Annotated in this window: 18 protein-coding genes; 5 read left to right on the top strand and 13 right to left on the bottom strand. The window is 57.2% G+C overall.

Going from position 1 to position 16920, the window contains the following annotated elements; all coding sequences use genetic code 11:
* Positions 1 to 229 precede the first annotated feature (229 nt).
* Positions 230 to 1504 (top strand): MFS transporter, encoded by a 1275-nt coding sequence (locus PQR27_RS06485; RefSeq protein ID WP_408522888.1) that lies wholly within the window; start codon positions 230 to 232, stop codon positions 1502 to 1504.
* Positions 1505 to 1623: 119 nt separating this feature from the next.
* The gene (locus PQR27_RS06480) at positions 1624 to 1998 is read left to right on the top strand and encodes a cupin domain-containing protein (RefSeq protein WP_408522887.1); all 375 of its coding nucleotides are present in this window, start codon (positions 1624 to 1626) and stop codon (positions 1996 to 1998) included.
* 329 nt (positions 1999 to 2327) lie between these two features.
* Here PQR27_RS06480 and PQR27_RS06475 read toward each other — a convergent pair whose 3' ends face one another.
* Positions 2328 to 3206 (bottom strand): LysR family transcriptional regulator, encoded by an 879-nt coding sequence (locus tag PQR27_RS06475; RefSeq protein ID WP_408522885.1) that lies wholly within the window; start codon positions 3204 to 3206, stop codon positions 2328 to 2330.
* 318 nt (positions 3207 to 3524) lie between these two features.
* Here PQR27_RS06475 and PQR27_RS06470 point away from each other — a divergent pair, with 318 nt between their 5' ends.
* The 3 genes from PQR27_RS06470 to PQR27_RS06460 are packed head-to-tail and all read left to right on the top strand — an operon-like array spanning position 3525 to position 4633.
* On the top strand, positions 3525 to 4043 hold the full coding sequence (locus PQR27_RS06470; protein ID WP_408522884.1) for a flavin reductase family protein: 519 nt from the start codon (positions 3525 to 3527) through the stop codon (positions 4041 to 4043).
* A gap of 46 nt (positions 4044 to 4089) precedes the next feature.
* Positions 4090 to 4344, top strand: coding sequence for a CDGSH iron-sulfur domain-containing protein (locus tag PQR27_RS06465; RefSeq protein ID WP_408522883.1), 255 nt, complete (start codon positions 4090 to 4092; stop codon positions 4342 to 4344).
* Positions 4238 to 4633 (top strand): CDGSH iron-sulfur domain-containing protein, encoded by a 396-nt coding sequence (locus tag PQR27_RS06460; protein ID WP_408522882.1) that lies wholly within the window; start codon positions 4238 to 4240, stop codon positions 4631 to 4633. Before PQR27_RS06465 ends, PQR27_RS06460 begins: the two co-directional genes overlap by 107 nt.
* A 518-nt stretch (positions 4634 to 5151) precedes the next feature.
* On the opposite strand, the gene PQR27_RS06455 is transcribed toward PQR27_RS06460, so the two are convergent.
* The 12 genes from PQR27_RS06455 to PQR27_RS06400 form a co-directional block, all read right to left on the bottom strand.
* Positions 5152 to 5727 (bottom strand): NADPH-dependent FMN reductase, encoded by a 576-nt coding sequence (locus PQR27_RS06455; protein WP_408522881.1) that lies wholly within the window; start codon positions 5725 to 5727, stop codon positions 5152 to 5154.
* A 27-nt stretch (positions 5728 to 5754) separates the two neighbouring features.
* Positions 5755 to 6330 carry a 4-hydroxylaminobenzoate lyase gene (locus tag PQR27_RS06450; protein WP_408522880.1) on the bottom strand — a complete coding sequence of 192 codons (576 nt, stop codon included), beginning with the start codon at positions 6328 to 6330 and terminating at the stop codon, positions 5755 to 5757.
* Positions 6281 to 7303 (bottom strand): amidohydrolase family protein, encoded by a 1023-nt coding sequence (locus PQR27_RS06445; protein ID WP_408522879.1) that lies wholly within the window; start codon positions 7301 to 7303, stop codon positions 6281 to 6283. Before PQR27_RS06445 ends, PQR27_RS06450 begins: the two co-directional genes overlap by 50 nt.
* 38 nt (positions 7304 to 7341) lie before the next feature.
* Entirely contained in the window at positions 7342 to 8112 is a 771-nt protein-coding gene (locus PQR27_RS06440) for a 2-keto-4-pentenoate hydratase (RefSeq protein WP_408522877.1), read from the bottom strand.
* The gene (gene dmpG / locus PQR27_RS06435; RefSeq protein ID WP_408522876.1) at positions 8109 to 9152 is read right to left on the bottom strand and encodes a 4-hydroxy-2-oxovalerate aldolase; all 1044 of its coding nucleotides are present in this window, start codon (positions 9150 to 9152) and stop codon (positions 8109 to 8111) included. Before dmpG ends, PQR27_RS06440 begins: the two co-directional genes overlap by 4 nt.
* 12 nt (positions 9153 to 9164) lie before the next feature.
* Complete coding sequence (locus PQR27_RS06430) at positions 9165 to 10106, bottom strand: acetaldehyde dehydrogenase (acetylating) (protein ID WP_408522875.1); 942 nt, start codon at positions 10104 to 10106, stop codon at positions 9165 to 9167.
* Complete coding sequence (locus tag PQR27_RS06425; RefSeq protein ID WP_408522873.1) at positions 10106 to 10927, bottom strand: 2-keto-4-pentenoate hydratase; 822 nt, start codon at positions 10925 to 10927, stop codon at positions 10106 to 10108. The genes PQR27_RS06430 and PQR27_RS06425 overlap by 1 nt, the downstream gene beginning before the upstream one ends.
* Positions 10927 to 12417, bottom strand: a complete 1491-nt coding sequence (locus tag PQR27_RS06420; protein ID WP_408522872.1) for a 2-hydroxymuconic semialdehyde dehydrogenase — start codon at positions 12415 to 12417, stop codon at positions 10927 to 10929. Before PQR27_RS06420 ends, PQR27_RS06425 begins: the two co-directional genes overlap by 1 nt.
* 123 nt (positions 12418 to 12540) lie before the next feature.
* Positions 12541 to 13491 carry a LysR family transcriptional regulator gene (locus PQR27_RS06415; protein ID WP_408522871.1) on the bottom strand — a complete coding sequence of 317 codons (951 nt, stop codon included), beginning with the start codon at positions 13489 to 13491 and terminating at the stop codon, positions 12541 to 12543.
* A 165-nt stretch (positions 13492 to 13656) separates the two neighbouring features.
* Entirely contained in the window at positions 13657 to 14307 is a 651-nt protein-coding gene (locus tag PQR27_RS06410; RefSeq protein WP_408522870.1) for a flavin reductase family protein, read from the bottom strand.
* A gap of 90 nt (positions 14308 to 14397) precedes the next feature.
* On the bottom strand, positions 14398 to 15999 hold the full coding sequence (locus tag PQR27_RS06405; RefSeq protein WP_408522869.1) for an MFS transporter: 1602 nt from the start codon (positions 15997 to 15999) through the stop codon (positions 14398 to 14400).
* A 331-nt stretch (positions 16000 to 16330) separates the two neighbouring features.
* The gene (locus tag PQR27_RS06400) at positions 16331 to 16882 is read right to left on the bottom strand and encodes a 3-hydroxyanthranilate 3,4-dioxygenase (RefSeq protein WP_408522868.1); all 552 of its coding nucleotides are present in this window, start codon (positions 16880 to 16882) and stop codon (positions 16331 to 16333) included.
* Between the last annotated feature and the right edge of the window lie 38 nt (positions 16883 to 16920).

Here is a 16920-nt window from a genome sequence, read left to right as displayed (position 1 = left end):
AGCCGATACTTGCGTGCGCGCTATCCGATTTCGGCGCGCAAGTCGAACTGCCGTGGATAGTGCTTTCACGGCTCAATGTGTGTAACGAGACGCCAGAGTAGCCGGCCACCGTTCCGCGCTGGGAACATGGTGTTGCAGTAGATGGATTTTGTTCTCCAGCTTTTCGCATGATCATAGACACTATTCCAGCTCGCTGAAACGAGCCGACTATCGTAGCAAGGAGACAGGTGTGCAAACGGCCATCCCAACGCCAACTGGCTTTAACGACGCAGCAGAACTCGCCAGATTCCGGTGGGTGATTCTGTTTTTCGCGTGGGCTGGATTGATGCTTAGCACAGTCTGCCGCCTCGCCTGGGGTACGCTGGCACTGCCAGCCGGACAGTCACTGGGACTTCCCATTGCCGCCCTCGGCGTATTTGTCACGGCGTTTTATGCGGGCTACGTTCTCTCCAATGTCGTTGGTGGTGTCACGACCGATCGGATCGGTGGCCGCACGACGCTGTCAGTCTCCCTCCTCGGCCTCTCAGTCGCGACGTTCTGCTTCGGGTACACCCCCTCGCTAGCGGTGGGGCTCATTTTGCAATGCCTCATGGGACTCACTGCGGGCGCTGACTACGCGGCCGGGGTCAAGCTGGTTTCGACGTGGTTTGCGAGGCGCGAGCGCGGAAGAGCTGTCGGTCTGCTAATGAGCGCATCTTCCAGTGCGGTTATCGTGACCAACGCGGTGTTGCCTGGCGTTGTCGCAAACTTCGGCTGGCGCAACACCTATCAAGGACTGGGTATGTGTGCGCTGATACTTGCAATCCTCACTGCTGCGATCGTCCGCGACCATTCCGCGCCTCCAGATGCACAACTGCCGAAACGTGCTCCAGAGAGATCGCGGCTGACAAGCCTCTTCACCCGCAACTTCGTCTTGCTTTCGCTAGCCGGCTGCGGTGGGTTCTGGGGCACGCTCGGCTTTGCGTCATGGGCAATTTCGCTCATGGTGAAGGGGCACCATCTCGTTCCTGTGCAGGCGGGATACATTGTGGCGATCGCAGGGATTGCTGGACTTGTCAGCAAACCTTCGGTCGGCTGGCTCTCCGACAAACTGGGTGGACGCCGCAAGGCATTGACGGTCGCCTCGTTCCTCCTCTTCTTTGTAACCCTGCTGGCGTTTGGACAGCTTTCAGGCATTGACGCATTTCGACTCGCCGCTCCGTTTGTCGGCATTGGAGCGTTCGTCTATAGCCCGTTGCTGGTAACTCTGGTCGCCGAGCAGAGTGGCGTCAATCGAGCTGGATCGGCCGCCGGCATTGCGAATGCGATTTGGCAGTCGGGTTCGGCGCTGTCGCCGGCTGTCGTGGGTATTGTGTTTCAGGCTAGCCACTCTTTCCAGATGGCTTTCGCCACACTCGCCCTAGGCCCGCTGCTAGGCGCGATCTGCATGTTGTTTGTGAAAGAGCACGCCGGCGAACAATCGCCCGCCGGCCCGCATCGTACAGAGGGAATCGTCGCCGAATGAGTCCGCTTCGGCAGGTCATCGAAGCTCCCGCATAGTGCCTTCAGGTGCGACGTTTATGGTTCGGCGTCTAACCACCGCACATAGGAAAAAGACGCCACCATCATTAAGAGAGGACGGAAATGAACCACATTACCCATACCTTCGATACTCCGTGGAGATCGCATCAGATTGAAGGATCAAGCGGCTACGAATTCATCTTCAACATCCTGGGCACCGAATACACCGACGCCTACAACATCGATATTGCGAAGGTTGCTCCTGGTGGATATTCGCCACTGCATATTGATCAGGACAATCACGCGTTCTATATTCTCGAAGGCGAAGGCGAAATTGACATCGCCGACAGGTGTTATCAGGTCAAGACAGGCTCCGTCGTCCGGATTCCGCGTGGCGTGGTGCACGCTATCCGGAATGCTGGCGATAGCTGGCTGATGCTGCTCAGCATTTATGATCCGCCACGCATTCGCAAACAGAAAGCAGTGGAAGCCCCCTGAGACAATCAGTACGAGTCTTGTCAGTGCACGCGTGCGATACCAGTGGGTTGTCACACGCTTGCGCTGGGTATGTACATATGTCTCTCGAGACCGGCAGCGCTGGTCTCGCTTTAGCGCGCAGCAGCAAGTTCAGGCCAATACTTTGCGAACGGGCCCCCGCGGTCTTCGGTCTGCAGCGGCCACCACGTCTGGAAGGAATGGCGCAGGCCGATTGCGGCGACGCCCTGCGCGTTCCTCGGCAAGACGTCGGTCTGTCTTCTGGTATGGAGTGAGGAGGCAAGTGGACGGGCCCTGTCGAGGAACTGGGACCGCGCAAAGAAAATCCGGCGTTATTTATTCAAATGTGCGGCCAGAAAGTCGACGAAGGACCGTACTTTTGGCGACAGCGTTCGGTGCCGCGGAAAGACGGCGTTTATCTCCCGCTCCCCTCTCTCCCAATCTGGCATCACCCGGACCAATCTGCCATCGGCTATTTCTTGACGACACAGATAGTCAGGCAACCACGCCAATCCCGACCCCGCCAGCAAGACTGTCCGGAGCGTACCCGTGTCATTGGCAAAGAAGCGCGGATGGACGCCGACGGTCGACCACTCCTCAGCTCGACACAAACGCCACTCGCCCGGGCCATCGGCAATGTCGAGGAGAAAATGGGCCGGGAGGTCGTCCGGCGACTTGGGTGTGCCGCTTTCCCGGAGATACGCTGGAGTTGAAACCAGCATCAGCCGGGCGCTTCCCAGTCTCTTCGCAACCAGTCTGGAGTCTTCCAGAGCACCTGTGCGAATGACAACGTCCATTTCGTCCGTTAATGGCTCTATCTTGCTGCTGGTGAGCTCAAGGGATACCTGGACCTCCGGATAGGCAGCGAGATATTCGGGGACAAGCGGCGCGATCATAAACTGCCCGGGCGTCACCGGAGAGCTGACCCGCAGAAGGCCGCGTGGGGTCAGGCGCACCTGTCCGACCTTTTCCTCCGCTTCTTCTACCTCGCTGAGTATCTTCTTTGCAGACTCGGCAAACAGCAGGCCGGTATCCGTCAACGCCAACTTGCGATTGGAGCGGATAATCAGTGCTACCCCCAAATGCTCCTCAAGCCGCGACAGAGATCGGCTGACTGAAGATTTCGGCATCGCCAGCACGCGGGCTACCGAACTAAAGCTCATCAACTCGGAAAGTTTCGAAAATACGCGAATATCGATGAGTTCAATCATATGTCTCTGGATGCTCAACCGTTAAAGTCGACGTCGTTCCCGATTGCAACAAAATGCCTTTCGGTCGGCAAACCGCAGCTCATTACTTGTATATTGACTTGTAACGGTGACAATAAAATCTGTCAAACCAGCATCCCCAGCACTCTTTTGGAGCGCTGCCCCGTCGCTCGTATTCGTGTTCACTCACCCTGTTGTTCCCACCAGGGAACATGACGTTTCACGGATTCGTCTTGATATCCGGACTGGCGAGTGCAACGATAGGACTTAACCTGCGCATGCCAGTGCGCCCCCCCACAAACCGAACCCGCGAGGTTAGTGTTGAAGATCGATCCCGAAGAGTTCCGCAAAGGACTCCGAGCCTTCACGACGGGTGTCACCGTCGTTTCTATGCCTGACGGCCAAGGTGGCATGCACGCGATGACCGCAAGTTCCTTTGCGGCTGTTTCAGTCGACCCTCAACTAGTAGCGGTCAGCATCGCGAAGACCGCGAAATCGCACGCGCTTCTGTCAAGCGATAACTATTATGCAATTAACATCCTTGCTGAAAACCAGGGCTTTCACGGCCATTACTTCGCCGACAGAATACCCGAACGTTGGGATCCCCCGCATGAATGGATCGCGGACACACCCATACTCACCGGAACAATGGGCTGGTTTATATGCCGCCGCTGGGCTGCATACGAAGGCGGCGACCACACGATTCTGGTTGGCGAAGCACAGCACATTCACCGCACAGATGATCGACCGCTAGTCTGCAATCGGGGGACTTTCTATTCGCTGGGTCAGCCGGTGGAGACCGTCCATCCCGATCTGCAAGGCGACGGGAAATCCGCCTGATAACGGTCAAGAGACGTCATTTACCACGATAGAGCAAACATTCTCCATGACAAACAGGGTTCAGATAGTAGACAACGGTCCAATGCAACTGACGGGCGAATTCGAACTTGTCGATGACAACGGGCAGATCGTGCGCGCTCGCAAGATCTACACGTTGTGCCGATGTGGCCTATCAACGCGGCTACCGTTCTGTGATGCATCGCACGAAGCCGCGGGATTCTCAAGCGCCCCGCGAGCACCGCAAAGCGAAGTTGGACTCGATGCAGCGCCAACTTCGAATACGACCACTACTCCGCAATAATCAATTCTTACCTTGCACTATTATGTCAATCGTAAAAGGTCAAATCATGGACTCCGGTCCGCTTCACCTAGTCGGTGAGTTTGAAATCGTCGACGCGCTCGGCAACAGCTTCCCGACCAGTGGCATCTTTAGTCTCTGCCGATGCGGGCACTCGGAGAGCAAACCCTATTGCGACGGCAGACATCGGGCGCAACGATGGGCGGGATGCGCCGCTCCCACTGCGCTGCGTAGTACACAAGCTAACCCAACGGCTCCGAACGAACAGGCGGGCGATTCGACGCCAGGCTGAGGCCTTCCTGTACTCATTATCCGCAATCCGGTCGATGCAAACATAGAAAAAAGGCCCAGGGTGCACTGCTTTCTACGCCGCCGGATATCTTCCCCACATTTTCTCACTCGACAGACCGAACTCTTTCCAATGGCTTAACTTCAGAATATGCGGATTTTTGTTTGCGTTGCAGAACGCTGCAGACCACCGAAGTGCTAGCTCGAAACAGCGCGCCTGAAAGATCAGGAGTTAATTTGACTCTGCGTTGATACGACGACCCGAGGCCGACTTAAGATGTGAATTCACGATGTCTCCTCGCGCTCAATGCTAAAACGTGTGTCGAATTCCGACACTCACACCAGGTTGCTTGTCGGTTGCAGACGGACTGAATTTATTTGCCTTTAACTATTCCACCCGAAACCGCGCCAGGCAGACGACAATGTCCATGCACTGTCGGATCTCGCCTTTTTACCGTCCTGAAGTCTGCGCGATAGATTTGAAAAAAGGCGTGGCGAACTAACCGCCAAACGTCGTAGTGTCTATGTCAGGCGTGACGCCGTGCCTGCCAGCGCCTTGCCGACGGCCAGGAGCAGTCCTTCAGCGTTGGCATCTTTCATCCCGCCATTCTCCGTGAAAGCCTCGTGAGCCACGCTTAATGCGAAGGACTGCGGGATGACCAGCACGCCAAGTTTCTCGAGTACCGTGCGCATGCCCGTCTGGGATCTAACACCACCGAGCTGCCCCGGGGACGCCGAGACTAGTGCGGCAGCCTTTCCGGCAAACAGTGCCGTGCCCGGAGAACCGTCCGCACGGGGTCGGCTCACCCAGTCAATCGCATTCTTGAGTAGCGCCGTGTATCCACCGTTGTATTCTGGCGTCGCAATCAACAGTGCATCATGTTCCGCAACCAACTCCTGCAAACCCAGTACACCATCGGGAGACCCATGCTCCGTCTCTTCGTCCGCATCATAAAGCGGAAGTTTAAAGTCCGCGAGACGAATTGACTTGACGTCGGCTCCTGCTTCAATTGCGCCGCGAGTAGAAATATCAAGCACTTTCTGATTGAAAGAACCTCGGCGGCTGCTTCCGCTGAGGGCAAGGATCTTGATTGTCATTGATATTCGTTCCGTATTCCGTTGAGTTCACTGGCTGAGCAACGATGGAGGGGGTGCCTTATATTCAATCTTGCCGTCGGGTAGGAAGAACAGCATCAATGCCTTACCCTGCACGGTAGGGAAGTGCTCGCTGAGCGGCGGATAAACCACCCACCCGGCGCTGGCACCGCAAAAATTCGCGCCAGGATCGAGCGGAATGATCATGTCGATCTCTCCTGTCGTGTGACAGTGGTACTGCCCTTTTACGTCGCGCAACATGCCGCTCTCGACACTCATGTTTGCGGTGTCGAAGCCAGGTTCTGAAATACGGCCGCGCCGGTACTCGGGCCCTTCGATCTCCACGTAGGCAACCCAGCCCTCCTCCACACCAAGCTGCATCAGACTGGACAATCTCTCGAAGTTTTGCGTGCCTGCCCCGTAGTGTTTGTTCAGATACGTTGCCAGGTCTTCGTCGAGGGGCATTCCACGGATGGCGCCGCAGAGCCCATGGACGATGGTCAAAAACGCTTCCTTGTTCTCACCTTTGGGTAACATCACTGTCCCTCCATCAAAGTCAGGCAGCGGCAATGGTTTCATCTTCCAGATTAAAGAAATCTCGTGCATTTGCACTCGAAAGCCGGTGTTTTGCGTATTCGCCCAACCCGGCGTGCCTGTCGATCAGACGACCGATCTGCTGTTCGCCAAGCGGGAATGGGTAATCAGAGCCCAGCATCACACGCTCCGTGCCCATGACTTCGACAAGCATTCGCAACGCACCCTCGTCGAACACTGCACTATCGACCGAGAATCGGTCGATGTACGAAGAAGGCAGGTTCGGGCAATCTTCTCTAACGATGTCACGCTCACGCCACGCGTTGTCCACGCGGCCAAGCAGGAACGCAAAGCTGCCGCCCCCATGAGCGAAGCACAGCTTCAAAGTGCGCGGAATGCGCTCAAATGCACCTGACATGATCAGCGAGAGAATGCTCAGTTGCGTTTCCGCAGGCATTGCCACTAGCCACGGAAGCATCCATTTCTTCATACGGCCGTCAGTCATCATGTCCCACGGGTGAACGAGGACGGGGATTCCTTCATTTGCGCAGTGCGTAAGGAACTGAACGAGATCTTCGTCATCGAGGTCCCGTGGCCCGACGTGATTTCCGATCTGGACACCATGGTGGCCGGCCGCACGCGCCCGTGACGCCTCAGCGCAGGCGAGCTCAACGTCCTGCAGAGGCACCTGTGCAAGGGTCTTCAGTCGACGCGGCGAAAACGCGCAGAGTTCGAGCGCCCGGTCGTTCATGCGCCGAACCCAATCGAGCGCCACTTTCGCAGGATACCGATAAGCGAACATCACCGGAGTCGCGCACATGACCTGGATATCCAGTTCGAGCTTGTCCATCTCTTCGATGCGTCGCGCAGGATCCCACAGTGGCCGTGTTACAGGCCTGAATGGTCGATTGCCCACCATTATCATGCCGACCTCACCGTCCGCAGAGGGTGCGAGCCAAGGCGCATTGTTGGCGTCAAGCTTCGCGGCTTCTTCCTGAGTAATCAGCGGAAAAAAATGGGAATGTATGTCAATTCGTTTTGTCATAGTCTGGGTCCTCTAAACCGACTGTTCCGCTAAGCCAGTCACGCATTTCCGCGCGTCGTGAACTCTACGCGCCCCAACCCGGAAACCGAGCACTGAACATGTAAGCCGCTGGTGAGCGCCTCGGCCGCCGTCGCCGCCCCCGCCATCACGAGCGTTCCCGCTGGCAGCACGATTTCCGCATCGGCCGCCAGCCGGGAAGCCTGAACGATCGAGCGAAGCGGATTACCGAGAATGGCCCCCGTCGAGCCAATCTGCACTTGACGGCCGTCAAAGCGCATCAATACCCCCGCATTTCGCAGGTTGTCGAACCGGGTCGACCATGTTCCAACCACCAGACCAGAGGACGAACAGTTATCGGCGATGACGTCCTCAAGTGAGAACCTGAAGTTGCGGTATCTGGAATCGATGATCTCCATCGCTGGGGCCACCGCGTCCAGATAGGACAGTGCTTCGAGCGCGGTCAGTGGACCGGTGATATCGCGTCTCGTCAGGAAGCAGACTTCCGGCTCGACACGCGGGTGAATGAAGCGTCCGAGGTCGACCGGCGCCCCATCCTCCTCAAGCATCGAATCCGTTAGCCAACCCCAGATCAGGCTATCGACGCCCATCTGGACCATTTTTGCCCTGCTGGTGAAGCCCAGCTTCAGACCAATCGTGCGTTCACCACGTTGCCGCCGGCGTTCAATCGACGCACGTTGAATCTCGTAGGCCTCCTGCACGGAGAATGGCTCGTTTGCGCTTATCTGCTCGATTGCGATTGCGTTCAGTGCCGCGCTGTCAACTCGCTCCGCGGCCGATGCAATATTCATTGCTGCACCTCCGTAGCCTCTTCGCCCTGTCGAAGAAGATCAAGCGCGACGTCGACAATCATGTCTTCCTGCCCGCCTACCATGCGTCGCTTGCCTAGCTCGACCATGATGTCGAACGCCGAGAGGCCGTATTTCGCCGCAGCCGCTTCGGTGTGCCGCAGAAAGCTCGAGTACACGCCGGCGTAGCCAAGCGCCAGTGTTTCGCGGTCAACCCGAACCGGCCGTTCCTGAAGCGGACGGACGATATCGTCGGCCGCGTCGATCAGCTTCTTGACATCGCAGCCATGGTTCAGGCCCATCCGGTCCACCGCAGCGACGAACACCTCGAGCGGTGCGTTGCCCGCACCGGCACCCATGCCCGTCAACGACGCGTCGACGCGATCGCAGCCCTCTTCGAGCGCAACGATAGAATTCGCAACGCCTAGCGAAAGGTTGTGGTGGGCGTGAATACCTGTTTGAGTCGCTGGATCAAGCGTGTCCTTGAAAGCGCGGAAACGCTCGGCCACTTCGGTCATATTCAGAGCGCCGCCGGAATCGACCACGTAGACGCACTGAGCACCGTATCCTTCCATCAGCTTCGCCTGCCTTGCGAGAGAAACCGGATCGGTGCGGTGGGACATCATCAGGAAGCCGACGGTATCCATCCCGAGCTTGCGGGCATACTCAATATGTTGCTTCGAGATATCCGCCTCGGTGCAATGGGTTGCAATCCGGACGATGCGCGCACCGGCATCATATGCAGCCTGCAGATCGTGAATCGTGCCGATACCCGGAATGAGGAGTGTTGCTACCTTGGCGCGCCTGACTGCTCCTGCAACCGCTGCGATCCACTCCAGATCGGAATGGGCACCGAACCCATAATTGAAGCTGGAACCCGATAAACCATCACCGTGCGCAACTTCAATGCTGTCGACACCCGCATCGTCGAGCGCAGCGGCAATCGCAACTGCCTGTGCGATTGAATATTGATGACGGATAGCATGCATGCCATCACGAAGGGTCACGTCGGAAATGTATATTTTCTGATCATTGGTCGTCATGCTCTTCTCCGATCACGCGGCAAGCCGAGTGGCCGCGATCTGTTCCGCAGCACGCACTGCGGCTGATGTCATGATGTCGAGGTTTCCGGCATAGGACGGCAGGTAGTGCGCAGCGCCTTCAACTTCGATAAACACACTGACCTTCAAACCGAATTCCTGCGCTTGCCGCTCGCCGGCAAATTGAACGGGCAGCCTCACGCGGTCAAACTGCACCGTCTGCTTGAGGCGGTATCCTGGAACATAGGCCGCGACATCCTTGACCATCGCGTGCACCGATGCCTCAATCTCTTCACGATTCGCATCCTCGTCGACCAGGCAGTAGACCGTGTCGCGCATCATGAGCGGGGGTTCTGCAGGATTCAGAATAATGATTGCCTTACCAATCATTGCGCCGCCGACTGTTTCGATTGCGCGGGACGTCGTTTCCGTGAATTCGTCGATGTTGGCGCGTGTCCCGGGTCCGGCGGAACGGCTCGAAATCGAAGCGACGATTTCTGCGTAGGGTACGGACGTGACGCGTGATACTGCCTTCACGATCGGGATCGTCGCCTGTCCGCCACACGTCACCATATTGATGTTCGGTGCATCCAGATGTTCGTCGAGGTTCACTACCGGTACGACGAAAGGACCGATTGCCGCCGGCGTCAGATCGATGACCGTCACACCGTGCTTCGCGAGCACTTCAAAATGGCGATGATGCGCGCCTGCGGAAGTCGCATCGAAGGCGATCTTGATGCCCCTGAATTGCGGCATGGCAACGAGGCCGTCAATGCCCTCTGCCGTCGTCGCGACCTCAAGGCGAGCGGCACGCGCCAGGCCGTCTGAAGCAGGATCGATCCCCACCATGGCCGACATCCTGAGATGCTTTGCATGACGCAGAATCTTGATCATCAGGTCGGTACCGATGTTCCCCGAACCGATAACGGCGACGGGAATACGAGCGTTGTCTTTCATCAAAGAGCCTCTGACTGATTAGAGAACATGGCGCGGACCACACCGAGGCCTTCAATGTGTGCCGTGAACACGTCGCGAGGTTGAACAGTGACCATTGGACCGAGTGCGCCAGTCAAAACAATGTCTCCGGCGCGCAGCGGCGCACCAAAGCGGACCATTGTGTCCGCGAGCCAGATTGCCGCGTTCAGCGGATTTCCGAGGCACGCAGCACCGGCGCCGACGCTAACCTGTTCGCCCTTGCGCTCCATCAACATCCCGCATTCCACAATATCGAAGTCGCCCAGCTTCACCGGAGAAATTCCGAGAACGAACAATCCGCTGGAGGCGTTGTCGGCCACCGTATCGGCAAGACGAATGTGCCAATTCTCGATGCGACTGCCGACCACTTCAATCGCGGGCAGTGCATAAGCTGTCGCGCGCAGAACGTCCGCAACAGTGTGATGTTCCTGTAGCAGATCATGCTCGAGCACCAGGGCGATCTCGGCTTCCACCTTCGGCTGCTGCGTGAGCGCGAACGGGATCTCCTCACCATCGACGTACGCCATATTGTCGAACAGTGCGCCAAAGTCCGGCCGATCGACGCCGAGTTGTGCCTGCACCGCCTTCGAAGTCAAGCCGATTTTTCGGCCGACGATGCGCGAACCCGCTTGAACCTGCCGCTGAGTGTTGATCTGCTGAACGCGGTAAGCGTTCTCGAGCACATCACCGCCGAGTTCCTCGATTACGCCACGGATAGGCGCGACCGGTTGAAAAGGGTTGCTCCTCTGTGCATTCCAGAGCTTGTCGGCAACGGACTGCAATACATTGGCCGGGTTAGTCATCAGATCACCTTGATGCAAACATTGGTCAACTCAGAATAGAAGTCCATCGAATGACGCCCGCCTTCACGGCCGAATCCTGAGAGCTTGGCGCCCCCAAATGGCGTGCGTAGATCCCGAACGAACCATGCATTGACCCATACGATGCCGGTTTCGATCCGGCGTGCAACGCGATGCCCGCGCGCAAGATGTGAAGTCCACACGCTCGCGGCTAAACCGTATGCGCTGTTGTTCACTCTCTCGACAACCTCATCTTCACTATCGAACGGTGCGATGTGGCAGACCGGACCGAAGATTTCTTCCGTAACGGAGCGTGCGGTGTCTGCGAGCCCAGTCCAGATGGTCGGTTGGACAAAGGCGCCATCATCGCAGGCGTTGCCAAAAGCAGGCACGCCGCCGCCCGTGACAACCGTCGCGCCCTCTTCGACAGCAAGCCTGAAATAGCCGAGAACCTTGTCGCGATGTCCTTTTGAAATCAGTGGACCGGTCGTCGTTCCTTCCTCGTAGGGAGAACCGAGCTTGAGCGCCTCGGCTTTCTCCTTCAAGGCTGCAACAAAGCGGTCGAAGATCGGCCGCTCAACATACACTCGCTCCGAGCAGAGACAAACCTGTCCCGCGTTAGTGAAGCTGGAACGCATGACGCCATCCACCGCAGCGTCAAAATCCGCATCCGCAAAAACCACCGCCGCGTTCTTCCCCCCGAGCTCGAACGAGACGTTTTTTACGCCGTCCGCAACCGCCTTCATGATTGCGCTACCCGTCTTCGATTCGCCGGTGAACGTTATGGCGTCGATGTCGGGGTTACGCGTTAGCCACTCGCCGGCTGCATCGGCCCCGTGACCATGAATGAGATTGAACACGCCAGCCGGCAACTCGATGTCGCGCATGACTTCCGCGAGCAACGTCGCGGAGGTGGGCGTCTCTTCAGAAGGCTTCGCGACGACACAGTTACCCATCGCGAGCGCAGGCGCTACCTTCCAGGTGAACAGGAGCAGCGGAAGATTCCACGGCGAAATGATACCGACGACGCCAAGCGGTTTGCGTGTGACGTAGTTGATGTACTCGCTGCCCTCAGCACCCGACGTTTCGAAAAACTCGCTGCCTGAGGTTCGAATCAGGTCAGCGAAGGCGCGGAAGTTGGCAATGCCGCGCGCGATGTCGAGCGTGCGCGCCTGATTGATCGGGCGTCCAGTATCGGCGACCTCGGCAGCGACGAAATCGTCAAAACGTGCCTCGATGCCATCTGCAATCTTGTGCAGCCAGTCCGCACGTTGCGGCGCACTGAGCTTTCCCCACGGTCCCTTTTGTGCCTGCTTTGCGGCACGAACTGCGTTCTCGACAACAGCGCCATCTGCCTCGCAGACACGCGAAAGTTCGCGCCCATCAATCGGGCTCAGGTTCGCGAAGGTTTCAGTCGAATCAACGAATACGCCATCAACAAAGTGCCGCAGGCGAGTTGGTAAAGCAACCTGCGCGTAGGCCTTGGAATTCACTTGCACTCCTGCTATCTGTTTGACTTACAGACAGTGTAGGCAGGCTTTCTCTCGCTGGATAATCAAAGATCAGGCATCGGATATAAGGAAGTCGAATAGCAGACCGCTCCCGATGTATTTGCTTCAAGGTTTGGCGACGGCGCGCAGGCATTCAATAAAGGCTTCGCAGGTGGGGCTCAGCACTTTCTTCGAACGTACCGAATAGCCCACCGTTCCAAAGGATCCCGTCTCCCGGATATCGAGGATACGCAGCAAACCGGATCGCACGAACTGGGCCGCGGCGACATGAGGCATGACGCCAACCCGAGGCGCATCGAGAAGCAACCCGAGGTTCGTCAATACGGATAGCGATTCAACCAGATCCGAAGGCAATGACAGTCCCGCCGCTCGAAACATCTTCTCGACGGCAACTCGCAAAGGGGACTCCGTCGTCGGCAAGATCCATGGCATCGCTGCAAGATCCCGAAGAGACGTATTGGGAGCCCGGGCAATCTCGTGTCCGCTCCCCACTACAACTGCGAGGGAGTCTTCGAAGAGGGCATGATGCGTTAGAGGAAATGCGTCAGATAGCGGCAACTCTACTTCAGGGAGTCGACCTACTACGATATCGAGTTCACCGGTCGCGAGCGATGGAAACAATTGCGCCGTCGGCCCCTCCCTGACGGTAACCAGCACATCTGGAGAACGTTCCTTGAGCTTGGTGATGGCGGCGGGTAACAGATGAGCCGAGGCGGCAATGAGTGTTCCAACGACTATGTGGCCCGCGCCGCCGAACCGGAATTGATCAACCTCTTCGGTCATGTGCCGGAATTCGCCGAGCAGCGACTTTACCCGCCTGCCAACAATCCGCCCGAGATCAGTCGGTACGACGCCTCTATTGGACCGGGCAAACAAGGCGCCCTGAAAGCTCGCCTCCAGTTCCTGGATGACTTTGGTCACCGCGGGTTGGCTCAAGCGCATTTCATGCGCGGCATGCAGGATCGACCCCGTTTCGAGGACGCGATCGAAGATCAGCAGTTGACTTAGTTTCAGACTACGGCTCAATCCAATCTGACTAAGTCGGTGCTGTGGCATGACGGTAGAACCCTTGCTAGGATGCCTCTATGTTAACACTGGAACGAACGCCAGTCCGATCAAAGCAATCGTCCTATAGTAAAACTATCATCAGATGTTTTCCGCTTAGTCAGAATCTGGCACGGCACCGCCACGGGCCCTCATACTTACGCGACCAGCGTGCTCCTACTCGCGAGGCACACCGGCCGACGATAGATACGTCGGCACAGGCACGCGAATCCGGTCCGTAGTACGGCAGTAATTCGGGCCTCCAAGCCGGCCATACGGCTCGAACCTGTCGACACGGACCCGGAGCTTCTCCTCATCGATCAGGTCCTCGCGGAAATACATAGCAAGGATTTCGCCGAACACAACTGCTCTTTGGTGTGTAACGTCCAGAATCTTGAACAGGCGGCACTCCCACGAGATCGGCGCCTCCGCAATTCTCGGCACCTTCACCATGGTCGAAGACGCAAGCGTCAACCCGACCACCTCCGGTTCTGAAACGTGAGAGGGAAAGTCGCTACCGCATTGCACCGCGCGCTCCAGTATGGGTTCGTCCACCATGTTGACGACGAACTCTTCACGCTCCTTGATGTTCAGTAGCGTGTCCTTTTCCTCGCCCAATCGATGGCTTTCCTCGCCATAGCTAGCCACCGCAATCGCGAAAAGTGGCGGATCCTCGCCCATATAATTGAAGGCGCTGAATGGCGCGGCATTACACAAGCCATCGCGAGCCAGGCTCGTCACCAGGGCGATGGGCCGCGGACCAACGCTGCCGGTGATAAGCCAGTACTTCTGCATTTCCGTCAGGCCCGACATTGCAATATGAGTCACACTTTCCTCCGGTCCGCTGCTTCGCAACTACCTTTCGTCAACGCGTGCTCCCTACTGGAGTTGGTTGTCTGCCACATCTGGCCGCGAACATTATTCCGTGACATCGCTGCCTCTGGTTTCCCTCATGAAGAGCGCGCCGATCAGGACGGCAATGCCGCCAACAATGATTGCGTACCACAAGCCATAGTAGACATTCCCGGTCTTGACCGCGATTGCCGTCGACATGAACGGTGCCAACCCGCCAAATACGGCCGCTCCGATGTTATATGGAACAGAAATGGACGTGTAGCGGATTTTCGCCGGGAAGAGCTCGACGTAGTACGCAGACATCGGTCCGTAAGCCATGGCACCCCAGATCATCAGCAGCGCGATGAGCCCGAACATGAGCGGGCGGTTCACCCGCTTGATGTCAGTACTGGCTGGATACCCGGCGGCAGCGAGAGCCTTCTTGTATGCGGCCGGCTCGAAACCGCTTACCGCCACGTTACCAAAGCGAGTGACGAGCGTTCCATCCTGAGCCCCGGCCTCGACCTGATATGAAAGCCCGGCCTGAGTGAGGTAGTCGCGAGCGCGATCGCAACCCGAAACTGGCGTGCTGAACAACTCCGAGCTGCAGTTGTTCGCCGCCAACCGGATGGGCACGGCTTGCTGAAAAGCGACTAGTTCCGGGTTAACGGCCTTCGACAGGTTCGTATAGATAGGCAGAAACGTAAGCACTGCCAACGCGCATCCCGTCAGTATGACCCACTTCCGTCCAATCTTGTCCGAGAGCCATCCGAAAGTCACGTAAAGAGGAAGACTAAATACGAGCATGATTACGATGAAACCGTAAGCCTCGCCCGTTGGGACTTTGAGAGTCGTCGTCAGGAAATAGAGCGTGTAGAAATTGCACGTGTACCAGATCAACCCAACGGCAGCCTGTGCGCCAAAAAGAACCACGAGCATCGACCGTACATTCTGCCAGACAAGAAAACTGTCCTTCAAAGGAGATGCCGACAACCGGTGCTCAGCTTTCATCCTGGCGAATACGGGCGACTCCGACAATGTCGTCCGGATGTACGTCGAGATTGCAAGCAGGATAAGAGAGCTCAGGAAAGGCAGGCGCCAGCCCCACGAGGCGAAATCCTCCGTCGACACGAAGGCCTTGCAGACGAGCGTGACGCCAAGCGACAGCAGAAAGCCCAAAGTTGCGGTGGTCTGCAGGAAGCCGGTTGTGAATCCTCGACGATCGGCACGTGAATGCTCGGCGATGTAGGTTGCCGCACCGCCATATTCGCCGCCGAGCGCCAGTCCCTGCAGCATACGAAGCGAAACAAGCAGGATTGGTGAAGCCCAACCGATACTCTGAAACGACGGTAATGCTCCGATTCCGGCGGTTGATATCCCCATGACGACTATCGTCACCAGAAACGTGGCCTTACGGCCCGCCTTGTCGCCGAAACGGCCGAAAAGAACGGCCCCAAGCGGCCGGATGATAAAGCCAACGCCAAAGGTGGCGAGCGAAGCAAGATAGCCAGCCGTCGCGCTGCCAGCGGGAAAGAAGTGGCTACTGAAGAAAATAGCCAGGCTGCCGTACAGGAAGAAGTCGTACCATTCAAGCACCGTTCCCACGGACGCGCCGACCACTACCTTGATTTCCTCGCGCCGCGCAGTGCGAGTTGGCCGCGCATCGGCTAATGTCTCCGCAATCATCTAGTCTCCCGCCTCATCATGAAAATAAAATCGAATTACAGTCTGGCGGCACTTCGCCGCGACGCCTGCGCGGCATGGACGGACCGCAGAGGAGTCTTGCTGTAAGACCTCGATGAATCGAGTCTAGAGGGACAAAATCGCGCGCGATAATCAAACCTTCGGCAACCTGTATGCAAAACTGGAATATCAGCGCTTTAATCTGATCGTCGGACACCTCATATTCTGGACGTAAAAAAGCACCTGGCTCGTTGGAGCGACAGGTGCGAACAGTTCGATCGAATATCGGTGAGAAGCCGCCGGCAGATGGTCGCGCTGACCGGGCGCATCGCCTTCAGGCGGCTCCGAAGCGCGCGTGAGCTCCCCCTTCCCGCCCCGGATGGACAGTACCGCAATGGGGACACGTTCGCTTTTCCCGGGACTCGTAGAACGACGAAAAGAGCGGCGGGAGATCGTTCACAATGCTGTTCAACTGAACCTCCACGCGGTAGACCATGCCGTCGCAGTTTTCGCAGTACCACTCAAAGCCGTCCACCAGACCTGGCGCTCTTCGACGCTCGATCACCAGACAGGCGCTACCGGCTTCCGGACGCTGAGGTGAATGCCGCACGTGAGGAGGCAGGAGAAAGATATCTCCCTCCTTTAAATCGACACGTTCCCGCTTGCCGTCAACTATCAGGTTGAGATACGCGTTGCCAATGAGCTGGTAGAAGAATTCCTCATGGGGATCGTCGTGATAGTCGGTTCTGTGGTTTGGTCCTCCGACAACCGTCACTAGAATATCAGCGTCCTGATAGACCTGCTGATTTCCAACAGGCGGCCGGAGCAAATGGGCGTTGTCTTCGATCCATTTGCGAAAATTGAGTGGCTTTCCGTGCACCAACATTCCAGCATCTCCTAATGTTTTCGGTTGTGAGGGTCCAC

It is taken from the genome of Paraburkholderia fungorum, from assembly GCF_046027215.1.
Taxonomy (GTDB): domain Bacteria; phylum Pseudomonadota; class Gammaproteobacteria; order Burkholderiales; family Burkholderiaceae; genus Paraburkholderia; species Paraburkholderia fungorum_D.
This window is presented reverse-complemented; position numbering and strand designations above follow the sequence as displayed.